The sequence below is a fragment of the Halobacterium wangiae genome, from assembly GCF_021249345.1.
Taxonomy (GTDB): domain Archaea; phylum Halobacteriota; class Halobacteria; order Halobacteriales; family Halobacteriaceae; genus Halobacterium; species Halobacterium wangiae.
This window is the reverse complement of sequence record NZ_CP089588.1, coordinates 698,737-721,468: the sequence shown is the minus strand read 5'-3', so window position 1 is coordinate 721,468 and position 22,732 is coordinate 698,737. Positions and strand designations below refer to the sequence as shown.

Genomic DNA, 22,732 nt, shown 5'->3' with positions numbered 1-22,732 from the left:
TTTGGGACGACGGCCGTTCGTCCGGTGATGTACCTCGGCAACGAAGCGTGGCCGGACCTCGGCGCCTACTTCGAGTCGGAGTCGCTCGCGCTGGTCCCGCTCGGCTCCACCGAACAGCACGGCCCCCACCTCCCGGAGGGGACCGACCACCTCATCGCGGAGGCGTTCGCCCGGGCGGCCGCCGACGAGACCGGCTTCCTCTGTACGCCCACCGTGAACGTCGGCGTCAGCTCCCACCACCGGCAGTTCCACGGCACGATGTGGGTCAGCCCGCCCGCGTTCCGCGACTACGTCGAGTCGCTCGCGCGCAACCTCACCTACCACGGCGTCGACCGCGTCGTCTTCGTGAACGCCCACGGCGGCAACGTCCCGCACCTGCGCGAAGTGGGGCGTCGCCTCCGCGAGGACGAGGTCGCGTACGCCGTCGACTGGATGTGGGACGAGAGCGTTCCCGAACTCGTCGACGACCTGTTCGCGCAGAACGGCCCCCACGGCGGCCCGAAGGAGACGGCGATGATACAGCACCTCGCGCCCGACCTGGTCCACGACGACCGCCTCGCCGAGGCACGCGACGGCGGCGTCCCGAGCGTCGCCGAGGCCGAGACCATCGTCCACGGTGCGCGGACGTTCTACGACGCCGCGGACAACACCGCCAACGGCGTCCTCGGCGACCAGACCGACGCCACGCCAGCGAAGGGCGAACAGCTGTTCGAGGCCGCGACCGGGGAACTCGTCCGGCTCTGCGAGTGGCTCGACGACCAGGCGTTCGCGGACCTCATGCCCGAGCCGCACGTGTAGTTCCCTGCCGGCGTCGCCCGAGTTTTCACCCCCTGTCGCGTAGCCACCGTATGGACGTAGCGCCGTTCGAACTGGAGCGGTGGTTCGCGGAGTACGAACACGACGCCGACGTGATGCTCGCGGAGAGCGGCGTCCGGAGCCTCCCGGCGAGCGACTTCGACACGGACCCCGGCGAACTGGGGTACGTCATCCCGACGAAGGGTGCGCCGGACGTGCGAGCCGCCATCGCCGACGAACACGACCGGACCGCCGACGAGGTGGTCTGCACGGTGGGCACCCAGGAGGCGAACTTCCTCGTCTTCCAGTCGCTGCTCTCGCCGGGCGACCACGCCGTCGTCGTCACGCCGACGTACCAGAGCCTCCACGCCATCCCGGAGTCCATCTGCGACGTGACCCGCGTGCCGCTGGACCCACCCGAGTGGACGCTGGACGTTGACGCCGTGGCCGAGGCGATCCGCCCCGAGACCGAACTCGTGGTCCTGAACAACCCGAACAACCCGACCGGCCGCCAGCACGACGAGGAGACGGTACGAGCCGTCTACGACCTCGCCGTGGACGCCGACGCCTACCTGCTCGGCGACGAGGTGTACCGCCTGCTCGCCGAGGACCCGCTGCCGCCCGTGACGAGTCTCGGTGATCGCGCCATCAGCACGTCTGGGCTCTCGAAGACGTACGGGCTCGCGGGCCTCCGCTTCGGCTGGCTCGCCGGCCCCAGCGAGGTCGTCGAGGCCACCGAGCGCTGGAAGGACTACACCACCATCTCGCCCACCAAGTTCGGCCAGCACGTCGCCCGCCAGGTGCTGACGGGCCGGGAGGCTGAACTGCGCGAGGACGCACTCGCACACGTCCGGGCGAACCACGAGATCACCGCAGAGTGGGCGCGCGAGCACGGCATCGACTGGCCAGACCCCGTCGGCTGCAACGCGTTCCTCGAGGTGCCCGCGAGCTTCGAGAACTCGGCGACGTTCTGCCGGACCGTCGTCGAGGAGTCCTCCGTCGTGCTCGCGCCCGGGCGGTGCTTCGGCGACGCCTACGACGACTACTTCCGCATCGGGTTCGGGCTGCCGACCGCGGAACTCCGCGAGGGACTCGACCGGGTCTCGACCGTGCTCTGACGACTGCGAGCAGTTCCCCGCGGAGCGCGTTCCAAACGGTTTATACCCGGCAGGTGTGAATCCAGCCGTATGGCGAAAGAGCAGACGGAAGTGCGCGAACTGCAGGAAGGCAACTACGTCATGATCGACGACGCCGCCTGCAAGATCAACGCCTACAGCACCGCGAAGCCGGGCAAGCACGGCAGCGCGAAGGCACGCATCGAAGCCCGGGGCGTCTTCGACGAGAAGAAGCGCAGTCTCAGCCAGCCCGTCGACGCGAAGATCTGGGTCCCCATCGTCGACCGGAAGCAGGGCCAGGTCGTCTCCAAGGAGTCCGAGACGGTCGCGCAGGTGATGGACCTCGACACGTACGAGACCGTCACGATGCAGATCCCCGCTGACCTCGACGTGCAGTCCGACGACAACATCGAGTACCTCGAGTTCGAGGGCCAGCGCAAGATCCTCCAGGACTGAGCATGTTCCCCGGCGCCCACGACGCCGACCCCCAGTCGGCCGGCAGTACCGCCGACTACGTGGTCGTGGGCGCACCGCTCGACGTCTCTACTTCCTTCCGGCCGGGCGCACGCTTCGGGCCGGACCGGATCCGACAGTTCGCCCGCACCTTCGAGGACTACCACCACGCGTCGGGCGCCCACTTCTCCGAACGCGACGTCGCGGACTACGGCGACGTCCACGCGTGGAACGACGCCGCCGACTACCTCGACTACCTCGAGGGCGTCCTCACCGACGCACACTGGAACGACGCCGTCCCCATCCTCCTCGGCGGCGAACACACCGTCAGCGTCGCGGGCGTGCGCGCCGCCGACCCGGACGTCTTCGTCGCCCTCGACGCCCACCTCGACCTCCGGGAGTCCTACGACGGCGACCCCCTGAGCCACTCGACGGTCACCCGCCACGCACTCGAAGTCGCCGACGAGGCGGTCGTGGTCGGCGCGCGCTCGGGCAGCGAGGCCGAGTGGGAGCGCGCCAGCGAGGCCGACGTGACAGTGGTTCCGCCCGAGGACGCGGCGGACTGGACGCCCGACGTCGACGGCTCGGTCTATCTCAGCGTCGACATCGACGCTGCCGACCCTGCATACGCGCCCGGCACCGGCACCCCCGAACCGTTCGGTCTCGACTCCGCGACGATGCGGGACCTCGTGCGTGAGTTGGCTCCGGAGTCCGTGGGGTTCGACGTCGTCGAGGTCAACGACCGCGACGACGGCCAGTCGGCGACGCTAGCTGCGAAACTGGTCCGGGAGTTCGTTCACGCTCACGCGGACGGCTAGTTCTCTACTGTTTCGAAAATTCGGCCATGAGGAGGTACGACGCCTTGGAAGCCCCCGCGTTCTCGACTCCCGCGGCTCTCACGGGTCGCTGCGCTCCCCGTTCGAGCGGTCCGAGGCCTCCCGTCGGTCGGCCTCGCGCTCGCTGCGCTCCTCGTCACTCACTCCGTTCGTCCCTGCGGTGCTTGCGTCCCCGAGGGTCGTCGAGAACGCGGCCCCTTCCAGTCCCACCCTGTGTTGGGTTGGCCGGCTACTGAGGTGGTGGAACGTCGCGATGGCGACGCCTAGAAGTTCCCGGCGCACGCCTCTCCGTACATGGACCTCTCCGACATCGTCTCCGAGTTCGACGAGCGCCTGCGCGTCGACGACTACGCGGACGGCGCGACGAACGGCCTGCAGGTCGGGCCACGGGAGCGCGACGTCGAGCGCGTCGCGTTCGCCGTCGACGCCGTCGTCGAGACCATCGACGAGGCCGTCGAGTGGGGCGCGGACCTGCTGGTCACCCACCACGGCGTCGTCTGGGGCGGCCTGGACGCCGTCACCGGCCGCGAGTACGAGCGCATCCAGCCGCTGATTGACGGCGAGTGCGCGCTGTACGCCGCGCACTTGCCCCTCGACGGTCACCCGGAACTCGGGAACGCGGCGGGGCTCGCGGACCTGCTGGAACTCGAAGACCGTGAACCGTTCGCCGAGGATAGCGGCGAACACACCGGGACGCGGGGTACCGCCGCCGAGGCCTACTCCGCCGACGAACTCCGGGAACTCCTCGAATCGGAACTCGACACGGGCGGCCAGGACGTCCGGGTACTCGACTTCGGGCCGGCGGACCTCGAGGACGTCGCGGTGCTCACGGGCGGCGGTGCAGACTGGATCCGGGAGGCGGAGGCCGCGGGCGTCGACGCCTTCGTCACCGGCGAGGGCAAGCAGATGGTGTACCACGAGGCCCGTGAAGCGGGTGTGACGGTCGTCCTCGCGGGCCACTACGCGACGGAGACGTTCGGTGTGCGGCGTCTCCAGTCCATCGCCGACGAGTGGGGACTGGAGACGACGTTCCTCGATCACCCGACCGGGCTCTGAGCTGGCACGGTCTCGGTACCCCGGGCGACGCGTACCGGTAAACGCTCGGGCAGCCGTGTGGTCTTTTTGCGTCCCGCGCCTACCCCGTGTGTGTCCGACGAGCTAGGCGGCTTCGAGGACGTCCGCGAGGAGGTCGACGGCCACCCGATGGTGGGCCTGCTCAGGTACGCCAGGCGCTACTGGCCCCGCCTCTCCGTCGGCATCGCGTCCTCGCTCGTCACGCGGCTCTCCCGGCTCGTCCCGCCGCTGGTCGTCGCCGCCGCCATCGACCGCGTCATCCTGCAGTCCGGCGAACCCGGGCTGCTCGCCGAGGCCGGTCTCGTCCCCACCGCGGCGGTCACCTCTGAGGCGACGCGTCTCGCGCTCCTCCACCGCCTCGCGCTCGTCGCCGCGCTCGCGTACGTCGTCCGCTCGGTGACGCGATTCGTCTCCAGATACCTGCTGCAGTCGACCGCCCAGAAGATCCAGCGGGACCTCCGCAACGACACGTACGACCACATGCAACACCTCTCGCTGGACTTCTTCGCGAACCACCAGACCGGCGCGATGATGTCCATCCTGAACAACGACATCAACCGCCTCGAGCGGTTCCTCAACGACGAGATCCGCCAGATCATCCGCGTGGTGGCGACCGTCGGCGGTATCGGCGCCGTGCTGTTCTGGGTGTCGCCGCCGCTGGCGGTCATCGCGCTCGCGCCGGTCCCCATCATCGGGCTGTCGAGCGCCTTCTTCCTCACGTGGATCGAACCCCGGTACAAGCGCATCCGGGAGACCGTCGCACGGATGAACGCCCGCCTGGAGAACAACATCGGCGGCGCGAAGGTCATCAAGGCGTTCGACCGCTACGACTTCGAACTCGACCGCGTGGCCGAGCAGTCCGCGACCTACCACGACGAGAAGGTCGCCGCCATCAAACTCCGGCGGCTGTTCTTCGCCAGCATCCGCGTGCTCACCGGCGTGGCGTTCGTCGGTATCCTGCTCGTCGGCGGCGAGATGGTCATCCGCGGGGAGTTCGTCGCCGGCCCGCTCGTCCTCGGCGCGGGCATCACCACGGGGACGTTCACGATGTTCTTCCTGTTCCTCCGGCGGATGTACGCCCCGATGCGCCGCATCGGCGTGACGGTCAACCGCTACCAGCGCGCGAAGTCCAGCGCCGAGCGCGTCTTCGGCGTGCTCGGCCACGAACCGACCGTCACCAGCCCCGAGACCCCCGTCGACCCCGACGACGTCGACGGCCGCGTCACGTTCGACGACGTCCACTTCAGCTACGACTCCACCGAGGAGGTGCTCTCGGGCGTGCACCTCGACGTCGACCCGGGCGAGACGGTCGGTCTCGTCGGCGCGACGGGCGCCGGCAAGAGCACGCTCGTCAAACTCGTCCCGCGGTTCTACGACGTGGACTCGGGCGCGGTCCACGTCGACGGGTCGGACGTCCGCGAGTACAGCCTCCAGGGGCTCCGCGAACACGTCGGCGTCGTCGAACAGGACCCCTACCTGTTCTCCGGCACCGTCGAGGAGAACATCGCGTACGGCGACCTCACCACCCTCGACGACTCGCCAGACCGCCAGCGGGTGCGGGACGAGGCGGCAGACTTCCGCGTGGACGACCGCGTCCTCGACGCCGCGAGGGCCGCCGAGGCCCACGAGTTCGTCCGCGACCTGCCCGAGGGCTACCAGACCCAGATCGGCGAGCGCGGCGTGAAGCTCTCGGGCGGCCAGCGCCAGCGGCTCTCCATCGCTCGCGCGCTCCTCAACGACCCCGCCATCATCGTCCTCGACGAGGCGACCAGCGACGTGGACACCGAGACCGAGGAGCTCATCCAGGAGTCGCTGCGACGGCTCACCGCCGACCGCACCGCGTTCGTCATCGCCCACCGCCTCTCGACGGTCCAGGACGCCGACCGCATCGTCGTGATGGACGACGGCGAGATCGCGGAGGTCGGGACCCACGACGAACTCGTCGACACGGGCGGCATCTACGCCGACCTCTGGGACTCCCAGAGCGGCAGCGACGACTCGGCGGCGCTGACCGACTGACCGCCAGCGTCTTTTCCCGCCCGCCCGTACCGACGCCTGGCCGATGACGACGCCACCGGGCCGACCCGGGGTGGCTCCCGCGGGACGACGAGCCCTATGAGTACCGAGGTCCGCATCTCCTCCGTGGGGATGTTCGCTGCACTGAAGCTACCGCTGGACTCTCCTTGGCCGTCTGCGGCCAGCCCGAACGTATTTTCAACTGGTCGTTGACGTTCCTGTGTGAGGATCCTCTACGTACGAGTCCCCGAGGACCGCCGCGACGAGGTCCTCGAGTCGCTCGCCGACATGGACGTCGAGTACGCAGTGCTCGGGTCCGGGTCGCTCGCGGACGTCCCCGAGAGCGCCGAACCGGTCGCGGGGGTGTCCGAGGAGGATGTCCTCCTCCAGATTCCGATCCCCGGTGACGCCGTCGGGCCGGTGCTGGACGCGCTCGAAGACGCGGGTGTCGACACCGAACAGTACACCGTCGTCTCCAGGGGCGAGACCGCGATGACCTCGACCTGGGAGACACTCGAGCAGCGGTACAGTCGGGACTTTGACCCGCTCACGATGCCCGAACTCCGGTCGAAGGCGAGGGACCTCAGCCAGGACGACGTCTCGTACTACGCGCTGATGGTCCTCAGTGCGCTGATTGCGACCGCGGGCCTGCTCGTGGACTCGCCGGCCATCGTCGTCGGGTCGATGGTCATCGCACCCGTCGTCGGACCGGTGTTGACGACGAACGTCGGGGTGATCACCGGCGACCGGCAGATGGTCGCCGGCAGCCTCCGTATGCAGGCGCTGGGACTGGCGGTCGCGGTGCTCGCTTCGACGGCCCTCGGAGTCGCCCTGCAGGTATTCCGGTTCGCGCCGCCGGTGCTCGATCTGAGCACGATCGAACTGGTCGGGGTGCGACTCGCCCCGAACATGCTCGCCGTGATCGTCGGTCTGGCCGCTGGCGCGGCGGGCGGCATCGGCCTGACGACGAAGGGGCCGATGTCCCTCATCGGCGTGATGATCGCGGCGGCCCTGATCCCGACTGCGGCCGCCTCCGGCCTCGGAATCGTCTGGAACCGGCCGCTCGTCTGGGCGGGGACCCTCGCCCTGCTAATCGTGACCGTCGTCGCGATCAACGTCGCCTGTTTACTGGCGCTGTGGGCGCTCTACCGACCCGACCTCACCGGGCGCGGCAGTGTCCTCGAGTTCCAGACGCTGCGGGAGGCGGCGCTGCTCGTCGCGGTGGTCGCCGTCCTCGCGGCCGTCGTCCTGGGCACTGCCGGGGCCTCGGCCCAGCAGGTCGCGTTCGAACGAGACGCCAACGCCGCCGTCCACGAACTCGTCGACGACCCCGCCCACCAGGACCTGACTGTGGTGGCGGTCCGCAGCGAGTACGTCAGCCCCTCCCTGTTCGCCGAATCGCAGACTGTCACCGTGGTGCTCAGCGACACCGACCCCGACGACGCGCCGCCGCCGGACTTCGCCGACGAGATCGCTGCCGAGATAGAGCGCCGAACCGGCCGCTCCGTCGCCGTCCGGGTCCGAACCGTCGAGTTCCAGGAGGCGACGCCGTAGTTGCTTGCAGCGACGGATCTGGGGCGCCGTGTGCGGCGGCACAGTCGCTCCAGGCGGACGTGAGGTGGCGGCGACGCCCCTATTGAACTGGAAACCGTCCCCTCCGTATGCGGCTCGTACAGTTTCCAGTCCCCAGCGGTGAGCGCGAATCTGTCCTCTCGTTCCTGGAGGACTCGGAGTTCGACTACACGCTCGTCGAGGAGGCGTCGGACCGGGATTACGAGGCGATGCTGTTCGTCCCGGTCTCGACGGCGGACACGACCCAGCTGATGGACGGACTCCGCGACCTCGGCATCCAGGAGCGGGGGTTCGTCGCCGTCGGCGACCTCGAGACGCTCGCCTCCTACCGGTACGAGGGAAGTGACGAGTCCACTGGCGTCGCCGACGAGTCGGCGGACGACACTCGCATCGCCCAGGAGGAGTTGCTCTCCCGGGCCCAGGAGATGACCGACACCGGCCCGAGCTATCTCGTCCTGATCGCTCTCAGCGCCGTCGTCGCCACGGCGGGACTGCTGACCGACAGCGCGGCGGTCATCGTCGGGTCGATGGTCATCGCGCCGCTGCTCGGACCCGCCATCGGCGCGAGCGTCGGGCGGATGATACACGAACCCCAGCTGTTCCGCAGGGGCATCCGCGCGCAGTTCCTCGGGGTCGGCCTCGCGATCGCCAGCGCGCTGGCGTTCGCGCTCGTGGTCCGCTACACCATCGGGAGCGGCATCGAGATACAGACACACGAGCAGATCGCCCAGCGGATGAACCCCGGTGCGCTCTCCATCGTCATCGCGCTCGCCTCGGGGATCGCGGGCGCACTGGCGTTCACCACTGGCACGAGCGCCGTCCTGGTCGGCGTGATGATCGCCGCGGCGCTCATCCCTCCGGCCGCCGCCGTCGGTGTCGGGGCCGCCTTCGCCAACCCCGTGCTCGCGGTGAGCACGACCATCCTCGTCCTCGTCAACGTCCTCTGCATCAACCTCGCGTGCATGGCCGTCCTGTGGATCCGGGGCTATCGACCCAAGCGGTACCGCGAGGAGCGACTCGCCCGGAGCGGGGCGATCATGCAGGTCGGCGTCCTGCTCGTCTGCGTGCTCGTCCTCTCGTCGTTCCTCGTCGCGACCACCATCGACGCGACCCAGAACGCCGCCTTCGAGGAGGACGTCGAGCGCGCGGTGGAGGCCAACAGTGGAACGATCCTCTCCCAGTCGGTGTCCTACGAGACCAACCTCTTCTCGCGGACGCCGACGAGCGTGACCGTCACCGTCACCGAGGACTCGTCGTTGACAGCGACGCGACTCCAGCAAGAGATCCACGAGGAGACGGGCAACGAGGTGTCCGTCACCGTCCTCAGGGAGGAGGCGTCGGTCGCCGAACGCGACTAACCGAACGGCGGGCCGTTCTCAGGACCGCCGGCGGTGGAACGCCACCGCGAGCAGCGAGAGGACGGCGAGCAACCCGAGGAAGACGGTGACCGTCGTCCCCGACGAACCCGAATCGACGCCCGTCTCCTGGTTCGACGGGGTGGTGGTCGGCGCAGTCGTCGTGGTCGTCGAGTCGACGGTCGTCGGCTGCGCCGTCGTGGTCGGCTGGCGCGCGGCGAGCGCGAACACCGACAGTCCGGGCGACGCGACCTCGAGGACGACCGCGTCGGTCGTGCTCTCGACGACTCGCGTCTCCAGGGCGGTCCACGCACCACCGTGGTCGCGGTAGAGCACGAGGTCAGAGGGCGACGTGCCGTCGGCGAGGCGGTCCCGCGAGACGGTGAGGTGGAACGTCGCGTTCGCGATCTGGTCGTCGGAGACGGTCGGGTGGGAGACGTTCAGGAAGACCAGCGGGACTCCTGCCGCCTCGTCGAACGCTCGGCTCCCGGTGGGCCGGTCGCGACTGCCCGTGACCTGGAACGCGAGGTCGCCGTCGACCGCCGCGGTCACGTCGAGCGCGTCGAGCGAGACGCCGTCGGACGCGACGGCTCCGGCTGGCACCGCGAACGTAACGCGCTCGTTCGCCCGGGCGTCCGTGACGGTGGCGTCGAAGCCGCCGTCGAGCCGCGGCGAGACGTCGACGGCCGGCGCCGGCCGCTCCGTCTCCGGTGGGTCGACTGGCGGCGTGGGCGTGGCCGGTGGCGAACTCGTCGGCGGCGACGGGTCGCTGGTCCCCGGGTTCGACGGTGGCTGGCTGACGGCCGGGTCCGCCACGTCGAACGACAGCGTCTCTGTGTGGCTGTTCCCGGCGTAGTCCTCGACGGTCACCGCCAGCGTGTAACTCGACCCGTTCGCGAGCCCCGTCGGGGTGTACGTCACACCCGTACTCGTGACGCTGGTGGCGCTGTCGTCGGTGACGTCGACGCCGTCGTAGGTCAGGCTGACCGCGCTCGTGTCGACGCCACTCAGCGCGTCCGCGTAGTCGATCTCGAGCGTCGTCGAGGTCGTGCCCGCCGGGAACTCGTGGCCGGGAGTCGGGGTCAGGCTCGTGACGGTGGGCGCGGTCGTGTCGACGGCGACGGCGCCGTAGGTCGAGAAGTGCGAGACGTTCGCGACCCAGTACTCGCCGGTGGTGCCGTCCCGGAGCGTCACCGTCTCGACGGTCGTCGGGACGTCCTCCCACTGGTGGGCGGTCTCGTTGAAGTACCGGATGGTCACGTCGTCGACGGTGCTGCCGCCGGGTAACCCGGCTTCGTCGACCGGGATGCCGATGGTGGCGTAGCTGAGGTTCGCCGTGAGTTCCGGACCGAGGATGGCGTCGATGAAGTTCACGCCAGCGTTGCCGCGGACGAGCGGTGCGAGCGGGCGGTTGCTCGCGGTCATCGTCACGAACGTGTCGTTGACCGACTGGTTCGTGGTGAACCGGACGAAGAGGTTCGACGGTTCGACCTTCACCGTGATCGTGTTGTTCTCGTCCGTGCTCGCGGTCTCGAACACCGCCGTGGCGTCCGCGGTGCCGCGGTTCCCGGCCTCGTCGAGCGCGGTCGCCCGGGCCTCGTACTGCCCGGGGGTGCCGACCAGTTCGAACGTGCCGTTCCAGCGCCCGTCGGCCCGGGCGAGCGGGACCGTCACGCTGCTGCCGTCGGGTCGGTCGACGGTGACGTCGAGGGTGTCGTCCTGGAGCGGTTCGTCCGCCGTGACGTTGACGCGGGCGAACGTCGCGTTGACCCGCGAGAGGACCGTCGCGAGCCCCGGCGGCTCCCGGTCGACGACGAGGCTCTCCGTCGCCGTGGTCGCGTTCTCGTTCCCGCTGTCGTCGCGTGCCCGGACGGTGACGCGGTACGTGCCGTCGTCGACGAGCGTCGAGAGGTCGACGTCGGCCGACCACTCGCCCGTCCCCGAGTCGTAGTTCGCGGTCGTCGAGTGGACGTACCGGACGGACGTGGACTCGAGGTCGACGACGACCGAATCGACGGTGCCGTACTGGTCCCCAGCGGTGCCGTCGACGACGACCGTGTCGTTCGCGTAGACGGTCGTCCCGTTCACTGCGGACCCCTCGACGGTGTCGATGGTGACCGCTGGTGCGGTGGTGTCGACGGCGTTACCGGCGAGTCCGACGACGCTGGGCGACGCGTCGGAGTCGTTGTGTGCGAGTTCGACGGTGGCGACGTGTGGTCCGGGCGCGGCTGGCGCGAACGTGACCGTCAGCGTCTGGTTCGCCCCCGGCTGGACGACGAACGGCGTCGTCGCAGCCGGACGATCCGCACCCTGGAGGACGAAGAGCTGGCCGAGCAGCACGAGGGCTCGTTCCGACTCACGCCGCTGGGCGCCACCGTCGCCCGCGAGGTCACGACCTACCGGACGCGCCTCCACGCCGCGGACCACCTGCAGCCCCTCCTCGAGACGCTCGGCGACCGCGCCGACGAACTCCAGACGGAGTTCTTCGCCGACGCACACGTCTGCGAGATGGAGCCGACGAACCCGTACAAACCCGTCGTCAGGTTCCTCGAACGCCTCCGCGAGTCCGACTCCATCGTCGGCTTCGACACGACGTCGATCGCTCCGATCTTCGTCGCCGAGATTCGCGACGAGATCCTCGGGGGGATGGAGGTCGACGTCGTCTACCTGCCGTCGGTCGTCGACGACATCCTCGACACCTACCCCGACGAGGTGCGGCGGACGGTCGCGTCGGGGAACCTCAGGCTCTCGGTCCACGACGACCTCCCGTTCGGCCTCGCCATCTTCGACGACTACGTCGGCGTCGGTGGGTACGACGAGGAGACGGGGATGCTCCGCGCGTTCGTGGGCACCGACGACCCCGCCGCTCGCGAGTGGGCACTCGACCTCTACGAACAGTACCGCGCCGAGGCGCGCGTGGTCACGGACGACCTCCGCTGAGCCACGGACCGCCGCCCGACGCAACCGCGAGCCGGCTGACTACGACTCCCGGCTGCCGTCCTCGACCGTGTACTCCTCGACCCAGGGCGGCTCCGTCCGGTCCTTCGACCACTCGAAGAGGTCGCGTTTCTCGTTCGCGTAGTAGTACCGGTAGGCGTCGACGTAGTCGGGCGCCGTCCAGCGACCCGTCACCTGCGGTGGGTCTCTGGCCGTCTCGCGTGGCCACCCGAGGTCGGCCACCGCGTCGCCGTCGAGCGTCTCCACCACGGCCCAGGAGCCGTGGTACTCGTCTGCCGCGTGGTCCCAGCGGTAGCGCCACTCCTCGTGGGCCGCGGCGGTGTACGCGTGGAGGAACCGCCAGTTTCCGTGGGCGTCCGCCGCCCACTGGGTGAGCGGGTGGTCCGGGTGCGTGTAGTAGAGCGCGTCGTCGTGCGGGTAGCCGTTCAACTGGACGGCCGTCGTGAGCACCATCGAACATTCGAAGACGCTGCTGGTCACGTGGGCGTCCACCAGCCAGGCGGCCGTCTGGTCGACGTCGCGGTCCAGCCAGAACGCGTTGACCATCCGCGGAACGTACGCCCTGCCGCCGGTTAGCCACTTCGCCGATGCTATTTACGTCTCGTTCGCGAACGTACGCGTGTGACCCCTTCGCACGTCCTCGTCCCGCTCGACGGGTCGCCGCTGGCCGCAGCGGCGCTCCGGCACGCACTCGCGACCTTCGACTGTCGCGTGACGGTGTTGAACGTAGTCACGCCACTGGACAGCGGGATGAGCGAGAGCGGCGTCCTCGAACCCGACGAGACGCGGCTAGCGGCCGGGCGCGAGCGCGCCGAGGACCTCGTTCGACAGGCGGAGACCTCGGTCGAGTCGGCCGACCGCCCCGTCGAGACGGCCGTCGAGACCGGCGACCCCGCGGAGACCATCCTCGCGTACGTCGCGGACCACGACGTCGACCACGTCGTGATGGGCGGCCACGGTGGCGAGCGCGGCGACCTCGCGCGCCGACTGCTCGGAACCGTCGCGACCACCGTCGTCGGCGAGGCGCCGGTGACCGTCACCGTCGTCCGGTAGGCCGCTCCGTCGCTACTTGATGCCGAACAGGCCAGAGAGGAGCTGGTAGAGGCCGTAGCCGGTCGCTATCGAGGTCGCGAGCGTGACGACCCAGAAGCCGAGCGTGACGCCGATCTTCCGCCGGGAGACGCCCGCCGTCCCCGCCGCGAGCCCGCCGCCGATGACCCCGGAGATGATGATGTTGTTGAACGAGATGGGGATGCCGAGCGTGATCGCGATCTGGGCGATGACGAACCCGGGGACGAGCGCCGCGATGGAGCGCCGGAGGCCGAGCTGTGCGTACTCCCTGGAGGTCGCCTGCAGGAGCCGGGGCGCGCCCATCCACGCACCGGCGAGGATGCCGGTCGCGCCGATGCCGAGGAGGGCGATCCCCGGGAGGCCGAGTTCGACGCCGTAGAGGTTCTCGAGCGGGCCGGTCGCCAGTCCGACCTGGCTGCCACCGCTGGAGAACGCGACGACGCTGCCGAGCGCGAACAGGAACGTCCGGATACCCGCCTCGACCGAGGCCCGCGTCCGGCGCTGGATGTAGCGGTGCGCCAGGGCTGCGAACAGCAGTGTGACGACGATGGCGACGACGTCGACGCCGACGACGGACGGCCCACCGAGGGAGACGGCCGCGGCGTCGGCGACGGAGGCCTGTGCTCGCTCCGGGTGCGGGATCACGCCGAGTTTGACGTTCGCGAGGATGGCCGCGACCACGGCCGCGAGCAGCGGGATGGACTGCGTCTCGGGGACGTCCTCGCGGCGCAGCAGCGTGGCGGTGAGGTACGCCAGCCCCCCGGACATCGGCGGGACGAGCACCCAGAACGTCCCGATCTCGCGGTACGTGTCGAAGGCCGGACCGCCGCCCAGCGAGAGCCCCACGCCGACCATCGCTCCGGTCGTCGCGAACGCCGCCGGGACGGGGTACCCGCTGTAGACGCCGAACGCCATGAACGACGCCGCCACGAGCAGCCCCGTCGTCGCCGCCAGCGGCGTGATGGTGACGCCCCGAATCAGGTTCGCGCCGACCGTCTCGGAGATGGCACCACCCTGGGTCAGCGCGCCGGCGGCCGCGAGGATGCCGATGAGGAACGCGGCACGCATCGTCGACACCGCGTTGGCGCCGATCGCGGGCGCGAACGGCGGTGAGTTGCTGTTCGCCCCGAGGGACCACGCCATGAACAGACAGCTGACGGTCGCGAACGCGACGAGGGCCCAGAAGACGACGCTCATACAGGCCTTTCTGCGGGCAGCTATAGAAATGATTGGATGGGGGTGGACGTCGGCACGACCAACCCAAGCATTGACAGTGGCGTGACCCCGATTCTCCAACAACGAATGAGTGAACCGGCCTCTCACGCGCAGACGGACCCGCCGCGGTCCTCCCGACCGCAGCGAACCGTTCACCGACTCCAGCGGAGGCACCCATGGTAGACGTCGTGTTCTCGCTCGGTCGGCTGTTCGTCGCGTTCTTCCTGGTCGTCCTGAACGGCTTCTTCGTGGCCTCGGAGTTCGCGCTCGTCCGGGTCCGCTCGACGTCCGTCGAGCGCCTCGTCGAGGAGGGGAAACCAGGGGCGGACACGCTGTCGGACGCGATGGCGAACCTCGACGACTTCCTGGCGGCCACCCAGCTCGGCATCACGCTGGCGTCTCTGGGGCTCGGGTGGATCGGTGAACCGGCTGTGGCGGCGCTCATCGAACCGTTCCTGGGCGCCGTGCTCCCCGAGAGCCTCGTCCACCTCGCCGCGTTCGCGCTCGGCTTCGGCTTCATCACGTTCCTCCACGTCGTCTTCGGGGAACTCGCGCCGAAGACAATCGCCATCGCGGAGGCCGAGCGGATGGCGCTGCTGCTCGCGCCGCCGATGAAGCTGTTCTACTACATCTTCGTCCCCGGCATCGTCGTGTTCAACGGGACGGCCAACTTCTTCACCAGCCTCATCGGCATCGAACCGGCCTCGGAGAGCGAGGAGACCCTCCAGGAGGAGGAGATACTGATGGTGCTCTCGCACTCGGGCAAGCAGGGGCACGTCGACCGCGAGGAGGTCGAGATGATCGAGCGGGTGTTCGAACTCGACGACATCACCGTCAGCGAGGTGATGGTCCCGCGACCCGACGTCGTGAGCGTGCCCGCGGACATGCCGCTCACGGAGATCCGCTCGGTGATCCTCGCCGAGGGCCACACCCGCTACCCGGTCGTCGAGGTCGACGACCAGGACCAGATCGTCGGGTTCATCGACGCGAAGGACGTGCTCCGGGCGAGCGAGTCGGTCGACGAGGCGGGCGAGCCCGTCACGGCCGGCGACATCGCGCGGGAGATGACGGTCGTCCCCGAGACGACCCGCGTCAACGACCTGCTGCTGGAGTTCCAGCGCGACCACAGCCAGATGGCCGCCGTCATCGACGAGTGGGGGTCCCTCGACGGGATCGCCACCGTCGAGGACGTCGTGGAGGTGATCGTCGGCGACATCCAGGACCAGTTCGACGAGGCCGGCGGCGAGCCGTCGATAGACGAGCTCCAGGACGGCGCGTACGCCGTCGACGGCGGCGTCGCGCTGGCGGCGGTCAACGAGACCGTCGGGACGACGTTCGAGAGCGACGAGTTCGGGACGCTGGGCGGCCTGGTGCTCGACAGCCTGGGTCGGGCGCCGGAGGTCGGCGACGAGGTCGAGGCCGACGGCTACCGACTGGCCGTCGAGGGCGTCGACGGCGCCCGCGTCACACACGTGGTCCTCCGGGAACTGGACGAAGCGGAGTCGACCGGCTGAGCCGTCGGAGGGACGCCAGGCGTTCGGCGACGCGGCTCTCGCCGGCCGGCGAGCCCCTGCGGCCGGGTGTACCTTTATTGGGCGGCGTGCCGATGCAGCTACTCGTGAAGCCCCAGTGACGACCGACGTTGCGCCCACTCCCGGGAGCGGGGAGAACGTCGAGGGCGAGTCACCCGAGCAGGAGCCAGACGCCGTCTCCGACGACGTCACGGTCCACGAGGAGGACGTCGAGCTCGAGCGGACCATCGGACTCGTCGGCGGGCTGGCCATCGGCATCGGGACGATGATAGGCGCCGGTATCTTCGTCTTCCCGGGGCTGGCGGCGGGGAGCGCGGGGCCGGCCGCGGCGCTCTCGTTCGCGCTCGGCGGCGTCGTCGCGTTGCTGGTCGCGCTGCCGGCCTCCGAACTGGCGACCGCGATGCCACGGAGCGGTGGGGGCTACTTCTTCGTCTCGCGGAGCATGGGGTCGGCGTTCGGCGCGATCGTGGGCCTCGGGCTGTGGCTCGGACTGGTGTTCGCGTCCGCGTTCTACCTCGTGGGACTGGGCCACTACGCCGCCGCCGTCTTCGGCGAGGTCGGCGTCGAACTGTCGCTCAGCCCGGTGGTCCCGCTCGGGTTGCTGTTCGGCGTCGCCCTGACGGGCCTCAGCGTCACCGGCACGGAGAACACCGCCAAACTCCAGAACGCCGTCGTGGCACTGTTGCTGGTCGTGCTGACGCTGTTCCTCTCGTACGGGTCCCTCGACACGCTCGGCGTCTTCGGCCGCCAGACGGTCCCGGAGGCGTTCTTCTCGCAGGGGTACTTCCCCGTCCTCAGCACCGCGGCGCTCGTGTTCACCTCCTACCTCGGCTTCGCGCAGGTCGCCACGGTCGCCGGCGACATCAAGCAGCCGGGTCGCAACCTCCCGCTGGCGATGGTCGGGTCGGTGCTCGTCGTCACCGTCTTCTACGTGGTGACCATCTTCGTCGCGACGAGCGCGTTCGGCGCGTCCCAGCTGGAGGCGTTCGGCGAGACGGCGATGGTCGAGGTGGCCCGCGAGTTCGTCGGCCTCCCCGGCGCGGTGGCGATCCTGTTCGCCGGCCTGCTGGCGACGTTCTCCAGCGCGAACGCCTCGATCCTCAGCGCCTCCCGCACCGTCTACGCGCTGAGCCGCGACGCCCTCCTCCCCCGGCGAGCCAGCGAGATTAACCTCCGATACGGCACGCCCCACGTCGCGCTGCTCGCGGCAGGGGGTCCGATTCTCCTGCTCGTCGCCACCGGCGAGGTGGCGCTGCTCGCGGAGGTCGCCTCGTTCCTCCACCTGATCATGTACGGCCTCATCTGCGTCGCGGTGCTCGTCCTGCGGCGGCGCGGCCCCGACTGGTACGACCCGAGCTACCAGATGCCGGGGGTCCCCCTGTTGCCGGGCGTCGGGGCACTCGCCAGTTTCGGGCTGGTCGCGTTCATGCAACCGGCCTCCATCACCGTCGGCGTCGCGGTGATGGTCGTCTCCTACCTCTGGTACCGGTACTACGCCGGCACCGTCGAACTCAGAGGTGACTTCTGACCATGCAAGACAGACCGACCGTACTCGTCCCGGTTCGCGTCCTCGAGGGAGAGTCGATCCCGGAGGGCGTCCCCGAACTGCTCTCGAACGCCCACGTGGTCCTGCTGGGCTACCACGTCGTGCCCGACCAGACCGCGACCGACCAGGCTCGCCTCCAGTTCGAGGACCGGGCCACCCACCGACTCGACGAGTTCGAGTCGATACTCGTCGAGGCCGGCGCGACCGTCGAGACGCGGCTCGTGTTCACGCACGGTGCCCAGAAGACCATCGACCGGACGATCACCGAACACGACTGTCTGGCCGTCCTCGTTCCGAACGCCACCGCGCCACCCGAGGACGTCCTCGTCGCAGTGCGGGGAACCGTCGGCGTCGACCGGCTCGCTCGCCTGGTCGGGGGCCTGTTCGCGGACACCGACGTCGCGGTGACGCTGTTCCACGTCGTCGGGGACGGAGAGACCGACGAGGACGTCGAGACGCTGCTCGACGGGGTGGTGTCCCGACTCGTCGATCGGGGTGTCGAGGAGGACGCCATCACCGTCCGTCTCGAAGGGAAGCGGCGCCCGATGGACGCCATCGTTGACGCTGCCGACGAGTTCGACGCGGTCGTCATGGGCGAGTCGGACCCGTCGCTGACGACGTTCGTCTTCGGGATGCGCGCCGAGCAGGTCGCCGAGCAGTTCCTCGGGCCGGTGCTCGTCGTCCAGCGGGAGCCGACGAGGACGGACGACGGCTCGGACTCCGACTGAGTCCGGGTGCCCGGTGCGGTGGTCGAGGGGCTACGGTCGGTCGGGGAACAGCGCGAGGTGGCTGACGACGAGACGGTTCTCCAGGCCGCCCGCCAGCGCACCGGAGAGCACGCCGATGGTGCTGATGAACGCGGCGGTGCGGACGAGGTCGACGAACCCCACCGCGGGGTCCTCGAGGCTCGGCCAGTTCGACATCAGGTTCGTCGGGAAGACGGCCACCTCGATGACGAGGATGATGGCCCAGACGAGCGCGAACAGGCCGACCATCGCCAGCAGGAGGACGAGGAAGACGGTGACGTTGACGAGGGCGGTGTGCTCGGTGACGACGCGGTGTCGCTTCCGCGGGAACGAGAGGTTCTGGACGAACAGGAGGTAGAGCGCGGCGGCGAGCACGCTCACGACGGCGAACAGCGCCGCCGTCAGGTCGCTCAGGTGGAAGCCGACGTCCCACGACTCCGCGCTGAAAACGATGACGAGCGTCGGCGTCAGCGCCGCCGTCGACAGCTTCGGCAGCGACAGCGGCAACAGCGGCGCGCGACTGTTCGCGAGCGCCTGGAGGATCTGCCCGGGGTTCCGCGCGGCGCTGCGCACGTGGAAGGCGAGTCGCCCAAGGGGGCCTCTCGGGCGCGCTTCCGTCGCGGGAATCTCGTTCGCGACGCTGCGGAGGTGACGCTCGACGTCGGCGTCGAAGGAGGGGACCGCTCGCCGCTCCGGGTCAAACCGGAACGGCTCCATCACCCCGCCGTCCGCCTCGCCGTGGCGAGCACCGAGCAGGTGGCCGACGAGGTGCACGAGCAGCGTGGCAGTGTTCCAGCGCACGGCGTCGTCGTCGAGCGGGCGTCGCGGTTCGCCGCGAGGGGCGCTCCGAAGTTCTGCAGTCGAGACGACGGCGACGCGGGAGAGCGGCGACGCCAGCCCCGGGACGAAGCGCTCCTTGCTCGACACGAGTGGGACGTCGGTCACGACGACGACCAGGTCGTAGGGGCCCTCGACCATCCGGTGGGTGGCGCGGTCGAGGAACTCCGAGGGGCGCCGGGGGTCGTGGTCGGCGAGCCGCGCCGTCTCCTCGAGGTAGAAGCGCCAGGCGACGTCCGTCGCCGACGCCAGTTCGTCGACGGCGTCCTCGGCCGCCCGCGTCGCGAACGACTGGAGGCGACCCGGGTCGGACGTCGGCGCGTGGGCGACGAGCACGCCGACGTCGACGCGCAGGTCTGTCGCGCCCTCGCACTCGGCCGCCACCAGCGCCCGCTCGTCGCGCTCCCCGGAACCGGACCCGCTCATTACGGACACGGTTCGCCGCGAACGAACTTAACGCTCGGTGTGGCGCAGACACCGAACTCGGGAGTCCCCGAACCGTCCGACTACTGCGAGGACGGCCAACTGGAGCAGGTTCGGAACCTCCCTCGGGTCGGTCTCCCCGCACGTGCGAGGCCGAGGGGCGTCTCGACTCGTCGTGCGGGACTCACTCTCCGTGCGGGTGGGCCTTCAGGTACTCGCGGAGGTGGTCGACCGCGCTCTCGACGGCCGCCCGCGTCTCGGCGTTCTCCAACTCCTCGCTCAGGGCGTCGAGTTTCTCCGCTACCTCCGCGATGCGGTCGACGGTCGAGTCGGGGCCGTCCGCGGCCGTCTCCCGTTCGTCCTCCGCGCCGATGCCGTTCTGGAGAGAGTCCAGTTGCGTCTGCACGGGGCCCGAGGCCTGCTCGCTGGCGCGCCGGAGGTCCGCTCTCGCGCGTTCGAGGTGGTCCATGCTAGCCGTGTGGCGTCTCACCCGGATAGATGTGTTGTCGAACGAGCGACAGAACCTGCGCCGCCGAGCAGACGCTCCGGTTCCAGACTCAGAGGTAGGAGTCGTCATACGACTCGCCCGACCGGGGGGCGTGCGTGTTCCCACACTCGTCGCACTCGATCCGGTCCATGTCGTCCATCGAGACGTCGAGGGACCCACAGTTACTGCAGTAGTAGCCGAACCGCTCCTCGTGGGCCTCGTCGGTGTACGTGACGTAGAACGACGCCTCGGTCCCCGACTCCTCCTCGTCGCGCGCGACGTACACCCGCTCGCCGTCCCCGGTCGTCGCCGTCGTCGTCCCGTCCTGCGTCTCCGTCTCGGGCATCGCCTCGGCCGGGGACTCCTCGGCCTGCGCTCCGCCACCCTCCCGGTCTCCCATCTCGAGGTCGGCGTCGGGGTCCGCGTACACGTACTCCACGAGCGACTCGTCACCGACGTCGACGCGTCGCTCGTCGGCGCGTTCGAGGCCGAAGCGCTCGAAGAACTGGTGGCCCTCCGTGTTCGCCTCCAGCGTGGTCGCCCGCACGTCGTCAGCGCCGGCCTCGTGCAGCGCGTCGGTCATCGATTCGTAAAGTTCGGTTCCGATCCCCCTGCCGCGGTGCTCGGGGTCGACGAACAGCCAGCGCAGTTCGCCCCACTCCCCGTCGAGGGTCCCCTCGACGTACCCGACGACGGTCTCCTCGTCTACGTCCTCGGTCGTCTCCGCGACGCGAACGACGGTCCCCTGGTCGTCCATCTTCGACGCCATCGCGTCCTCGCCGAACACTTCTTCGACGATCTGGTCGATCTGTTGGGGGCTGAGGCTGTGCGACGACGTCATCGAACTCTCCACGAGTTCGCTGACGCGCTCGGTGTCGGCGGCCGCCGGTTCGCGCAGTCCCATGCACCATCGTTCGTCGCTAAGACGGAAAAACCGTAGGCCGGCACCCGCAGGGCTGACGTCCGGAGCGCCCCGACGGCCGGGTCGTCAGCGGTCGGGCGGGGGCTCCCGGAGGCCGGCGTGTCGCTCGTGGTTGCGCACGAGTCGCATCCGTGCGCGGAGGTCCGCCGCGGCTGCCGGCACGTTCGACGGCTCCACGTCGTCGAGTTCGTCCGGCGGGAGCGGGTAGCGCCGGAGGTCCTTGTGGAGGGCCATCCCGGCCTTCGCGCCGTCGCCCATCGCCACCACCGTCTGGTTCTGCCCGTGCGTGATGTCGCCGGCGGCGTACGCGCCCTCGACGCTGGTCTCGTAGGTCTCGTCCACGACGAGCGCGCCGTCGTCGGCGAGCGCACAGCCCAGCGACTCGGCCAGGTCGGTGTTGTACTCCTTGCCGTACATCGCGAACCCGCCGAGGTACTCGCGGTCGGTGGTCTCGTCAGCGTCCCCCTCGCCCGCGAACGTAAGCCCGCCGAGCCACGGGTTGGTCGCGCGGTCGCGGGTCGCTTCGCTCTCCGCTCTCCATTCCGCGGCCTCCCCCTGGTCGGCCGCGCGCTCGTCACGCGGGAACGCACCTGCGACCGGTGTCTCGACCACGTCGACCGGGTGGGCTCGCACCTGGCGGTCGGTGTCCTCGCTCCACTCTGGGTCGTGGCCGTCGAGCAGCAGGTCGACGTCCGCGGTGAAGTTGAGCATGAGCATCGCCACCGACGCGGCGTGGTCGTCGTGCCCGAGGACGAACACGCGCCCGTCGCCGAGCGTGTAGGCGTCGCAGTGCAGGCAGTAGTGGAGGCCCCTGCCGGTGAACTCCACTAACTCCGGGACCGGGGGGTCGACGTCCGAGAACCCGGTCGCGAACACGACCCGGTCGGCGTCGACCGTCGCGTGACCCGCCTCGACGACGAACCCGTCGTCGGTCCGGCGGATGTCCTCGACTGCGTCGAGGAAGTACGCGCCGCCGTACTCCTCGAACTGGTCGACGGCGTGTCTCGACAGCTCCCGGCCCGAGACGTCCTCGGAGACCCCGAAGACGTTGTGGACGTGACTGACGCTGGCGTGTCGACCGCCCGGCGCCTCGAAGACGGCCGTCCGGTGTCCGAGTCGCGTCGTGTAGAGCGCGGTCGTCGTGCCTGCCGGCCCGCCGCCCACGACGACCACCTCGTAGGAGAGTCGGTCGCTCATCACAGACGCGTTCGGGCCGGAGTCTGTTAGGGGTTGGCACGGTCCGCCACGACGCCGGACCGACCACGGGAGTGACCGTCCACCGTGACGATTCGAGACGGGTCGGGGAACGCCACCAATCACTCCCTCACGTCCCAGCCAGCCCTTATCCTGCTGTAGACCGAACACGGAGACGATGCCCGACGACCAAGACCCAGACCCGAGTCGGGTCCAGGACAGCGCCAGGCGTCGCCAGCACGAGCGGACCGAGCACGTCGAGGACATCCTGAACCGCGTCCCCGACCTGTTCGACCCGGACAAGTACCCGGTCACGAGTGAGGAACTCGCCACGGAGTACGCCGACCAGCCGATGGACCTCCCGAACGAGACGGAGAGCCTCGGGAGCGTCTTCGACCGACTCGTCGACGAGCGCTTCGAGACGCCAGAGGAGGCTCGGGAAGCCCTCTACGGCGAGATAACTGGTCCTGCTGGCCCGAGCGACGAGTACAACGACCAGCGCGACCTCGACGAGCTAGACGACGCGGCACAGGACGACGTCACGGACAGCGGCGCCTCGGACCTGTAGCTGCCTGGCGGGTCTGG

Annotated in this window: 22 protein-coding genes; 14 read left to right on the top strand and 8 right to left on the bottom strand. The window is 69.7% G+C overall.

Features of this window, described 5'->3' with window-relative positions; translation table 11 throughout:
• The first annotated feature begins 27 nt into the window (after nt 1-27).
• The 4 genes from LT965_RS03885 to speB all read left to right on the top strand — a co-directional run bounded on the left by LT965_RS03885 (nt 28) and on the right by speB (nt 3,181).
• A complete protein-coding gene (locus tag LT965_RS03885) occupies nt 28-798 on the top strand; it encodes a creatininase family protein (RefSeq protein ID WP_232702701.1) in 771 nt (256 codons plus the stop codon).
• Between the two features lie 50 nt (nt 799-848).
• Nucleotides 849-1,913, top strand: a complete 1,065-nt coding sequence (locus tag LT965_RS03880; protein WP_232702700.1) for an aminotransferase class I/II-fold pyridoxal phosphate-dependent enzyme — start codon at nt 849-851, stop codon at nt 1,911-1,913.
• Between the two features lie 69 nt (nt 1,914-1,982).
• The gene (locus tag LT965_RS03875) at nt 1,983-2,366 is read left to right on the top strand and encodes a translation initiation factor IF-5A (RefSeq protein WP_232702699.1); all 384 of its coding nucleotides are present in this window, start codon (nt 1,983-1,985) and stop codon (nt 2,364-2,366) included.
• A 2-nt stretch (nt 2,367-2,368) separates the two neighbouring features.
• On the top strand, nt 2,369-3,181 hold the full coding sequence (gene speB, locus LT965_RS03870) for an agmatinase (RefSeq protein WP_232702698.1): 813 nt from the start codon (nt 2,369-2,371) through the stop codon (nt 3,179-3,181).
• A 78-nt stretch (nt 3,182-3,259) separates the two neighbouring features.
• Here the strand turns inward: speB and LT965_RS03865 are convergent, their stop codons facing one another.
• Nucleotides 3,260-3,409 (bottom strand): hypothetical protein, encoded by a 150-nt coding sequence (locus LT965_RS03865; protein WP_232702697.1) that lies wholly within the window; start codon nt 3,407-3,409, stop codon nt 3,260-3,262.
• A gap of 84 nt (nt 3,410-3,493) precedes the next feature.
• Here LT965_RS03865 and LT965_RS03860 point away from each other — a divergent pair, with 84 nt between their 5' ends.
• The 4 genes from LT965_RS03860 (at nt 3,494) to LT965_RS03845 (ending at nt 9,219) form a co-directional block, all read left to right on the top strand.
• Nucleotides 3,494-4,255, top strand: coding sequence for a Nif3-like dinuclear metal center hexameric protein (locus LT965_RS03860; RefSeq protein ID WP_232702696.1), 762 nt, complete (start codon nt 3,494-3,496; stop codon nt 4,253-4,255).
• A 90-nt stretch (nt 4,256-4,345) separates the two neighbouring features.
• The gene (locus LT965_RS03855; protein ID WP_232702695.1) at nt 4,346-6,292 is read left to right on the top strand and encodes an ABC transporter ATP-binding protein; all 1,947 of its coding nucleotides are present in this window, start codon (nt 4,346-4,348) and stop codon (nt 6,290-6,292) included.
• Between the two features lie 219 nt (nt 6,293-6,511).
• Nucleotides 6,512-7,843 (top strand): DUF389 domain-containing protein, encoded by a 1,332-nt coding sequence (locus LT965_RS03850; protein WP_232702694.1) that lies wholly within the window; start codon nt 6,512-6,514, stop codon nt 7,841-7,843.
• A gap of 107 nt (nt 7,844-7,950) precedes the next feature.
• Complete coding sequence (locus tag LT965_RS03845) at nt 7,951-9,219, top strand: TIGR00341 family protein (protein ID WP_232702693.1); 1,269 nt, start codon at nt 7,951-7,953, stop codon at nt 9,217-9,219.
• Nucleotides 9,220-9,237: 18 nt separating this feature from the next.
• Here the strand turns inward: LT965_RS03845 and LT965_RS03840 are convergent, their stop codons facing one another.
• Nucleotides 9,238-11,715: an Ig-like domain-containing protein gene (locus LT965_RS03840; protein WP_232702692.1), complete on the bottom strand. Its 2,478-nt coding sequence runs from the start codon at nt 11,713-11,715 to the stop codon at nt 9,238-9,240.
• Between the two features lie 9 nt (nt 11,716-11,724).
• On the opposite strand from LT965_RS03840, the gene LT965_RS03835 reads away from it, so the two are divergent.
• On the top strand, nt 11,725-12,156 hold the full coding sequence (locus LT965_RS03835; RefSeq protein WP_232702691.1) for a helix-turn-helix transcriptional regulator: 432 nt from the start codon (nt 11,725-11,727) through the stop codon (nt 12,154-12,156).
• A 39-nt stretch (nt 12,157-12,195) separates the two neighbouring features.
• Here the strand turns inward: LT965_RS03835 and LT965_RS03830 are convergent, their stop codons facing one another.
• Nucleotides 12,196-12,720 carry a hypothetical protein gene (locus LT965_RS03830; RefSeq protein ID WP_232702690.1) on the bottom strand — a complete coding sequence of 175 codons (525 nt, stop codon included), beginning with the start codon at nt 12,718-12,720 and terminating at the stop codon, nt 12,196-12,198.
• A gap of 75 nt (nt 12,721-12,795) precedes the next feature.
• Here LT965_RS03830 and LT965_RS03825 point away from each other — a divergent pair, with 75 nt between their 5' ends.
• Complete coding sequence (locus tag LT965_RS03825; RefSeq protein ID WP_232702689.1) at nt 12,796-13,227, top strand: universal stress protein; 432 nt, start codon at nt 12,796-12,798, stop codon at nt 13,225-13,227.
• Between the two features lie 12 nt (nt 13,228-13,239).
• Here LT965_RS03825 and LT965_RS03820 read toward each other — a convergent pair whose 3' ends face one another.
• Nucleotides 13,240-14,442 (bottom strand): inorganic phosphate transporter, encoded by a 1,203-nt coding sequence (locus LT965_RS03820; protein ID WP_232702688.1) that lies wholly within the window; start codon nt 14,440-14,442, stop codon nt 13,240-13,242.
• Between the two features lie 194 nt (nt 14,443-14,636).
• Here LT965_RS03820 and LT965_RS03815 point away from each other — a divergent pair, with 194 nt between their 5' ends.
• From LT965_RS03815 to LT965_RS03805, 3 genes are all read left to right on the top strand, one after another.
• A complete protein-coding gene (locus tag LT965_RS03815; RefSeq protein WP_232702687.1) occupies nt 14,637-15,974 on the top strand; it encodes a hemolysin family protein in 1,338 nt (445 codons plus the stop codon).
• Nucleotides 15,975-16,089: 115 nt separating this feature from the next.
• Entirely contained in the window at nt 16,090-17,520 is a 1,431-nt protein-coding gene (locus LT965_RS03810) for an APC family permease (RefSeq protein ID WP_232702686.1), read from the top strand.
• A 2-nt stretch (nt 17,521-17,522) separates the two neighbouring features.
• Nucleotides 17,523-18,266: a universal stress protein gene (locus LT965_RS03805; RefSeq protein WP_232702685.1), complete on the top strand. Its 744-nt coding sequence runs from the start codon at nt 17,523-17,525 to the stop codon at nt 18,264-18,266.
• Nucleotides 18,267-18,296: 30 nt separating this feature from the next.
• Here the strand turns inward: LT965_RS03805 and LT965_RS03800 are convergent, their stop codons facing one another.
• The 4 genes from LT965_RS03800 to LT965_RS03785 form a co-directional block, all read right to left on the bottom strand.
• Nucleotides 18,297-19,547: a hypothetical protein gene (locus LT965_RS03800; RefSeq protein WP_232702684.1), complete on the bottom strand. Its 1,251-nt coding sequence runs from the start codon at nt 19,545-19,547 to the stop codon at nt 18,297-18,299.
• A 181-nt stretch (nt 19,548-19,728) separates the two neighbouring features.
• Nucleotides 19,729-20,013, bottom strand: a complete 285-nt coding sequence (locus LT965_RS03795; RefSeq protein ID WP_232702683.1) for a DUF7553 family protein — start codon at nt 20,011-20,013, stop codon at nt 19,729-19,731.
• Between the two features lie 88 nt (nt 20,014-20,101).
• Entirely contained in the window at nt 20,102-20,935 is an 834-nt protein-coding gene (locus tag LT965_RS03790; RefSeq protein WP_232702682.1) for a GNAT family N-acetyltransferase, read from the bottom strand.
• A gap of 84 nt (nt 20,936-21,019) precedes the next feature.
• Entirely contained in the window at nt 21,020-22,150 is a 1,131-nt protein-coding gene (locus LT965_RS03785) for an NAD(P)/FAD-dependent oxidoreductase (protein ID WP_232702681.1), read from the bottom strand.
• A gap of 175 nt (nt 22,151-22,325) precedes the next feature.
• On the opposite strand from LT965_RS03785, the gene LT965_RS03780 reads away from it, so the two are divergent.
• Nucleotides 22,326-22,715, top strand: a complete 390-nt coding sequence (locus tag LT965_RS03780) for a DUF5789 family protein (RefSeq protein ID WP_232702680.1) — start codon at nt 22,326-22,328, stop codon at nt 22,713-22,715.
• Nucleotides 22,716-22,732: the final 17 nt, after the last annotated feature.

Coding starts and splice junctions, on each gene's coding strand:
- LT965_RS03885 (WP_232702701.1), top strand. CDS start 28: ATGTACCTCGGCAACGAAGCGTGGCCGGACCTCGGCGCCTACTTCGAG.
- LT965_RS03880 (WP_232702700.1), top strand. CDS start 849: ATGGACGTAGCGCCGTTCGAACTGGAGCGGTGGTTCGCGGAGTACGAA.
- LT965_RS03875 (WP_232702699.1), top strand. CDS start 1,983: ATGGCGAAAGAGCAGACGGAAGTGCGCGAACTGCAGGAAGGCAACTAC.
- speB (WP_232702698.1), top strand. CDS start 2,369: ATGTTCCCCGGCGCCCACGACGCCGACCCCCAGTCGGCCGGCAGTACC.
- LT965_RS03860 (WP_232702696.1), top strand. CDS start 3,494: ATGGACCTCTCCGACATCGTCTCCGAGTTCGACGAGCGCCTGCGCGTC.
- LT965_RS03845 (WP_232702693.1), top strand. CDS start 7,951: ATGCGGCTCGTACAGTTTCCAGTCCCCAGCGGTGAGCGCGAATCTGTC.
- LT965_RS03835 (WP_232702691.1), top strand. CDS start 11,725: ATGGAGCCGACGAACCCGTACAAACCCGTCGTCAGGTTCCTCGAACGC.
- LT965_RS03830 (WP_232702690.1), bottom strand. CDS start 12,720: ATGGTCAACGCGTTCTGGCTGGACCGCGACGTCGACCAGACGGCCGCC.
- LT965_RS03820 (WP_232702688.1), bottom strand. CDS start 14,442: ATGAGCGTCGTCTTCTGGGCCCTCGTCGCGTTCGCGACCGTCAGCTGT.
- LT965_RS03815 (WP_232702687.1), top strand. CDS start 14,637: ATGGTAGACGTCGTGTTCTCGCTCGGTCGGCTGTTCGTCGCGTTCTTC.
- LT965_RS03805 (WP_232702685.1), top strand. CDS start 17,523: ATGCAAGACAGACCGACCGTACTCGTCCCGGTTCGCGTCCTCGAGGGA.
- LT965_RS03800 (WP_232702684.1), bottom strand. CDS start 19,547: ATGAGCGGGTCCGGTTCCGGGGAGCGCGACGAGCGGGCGCTGGTGGCG.
- LT965_RS03795 (WP_232702683.1), bottom strand. CDS start 20,013: ATGGACCACCTCGAACGCGCGAGAGCGGACCTCCGGCGCGCCAGCGAG.
- LT965_RS03790 (WP_232702682.1), bottom strand. CDS start 20,935: ATGGGACTGCGCGAACCGGCGGCCGCCGACACCGAGCGCGTCAGCGAA.
- LT965_RS03785 (WP_232702681.1), bottom strand. CDS start 22,150: ATGAGCGACCGACTCTCCTACGAGGTGGTCGTCGTGGGCGGCGGGCCG.
- LT965_RS03780 (WP_232702680.1), top strand. CDS start 22,326: ATGCCCGACGACCAAGACCCAGACCCGAGTCGGGTCCAGGACAGCGCC.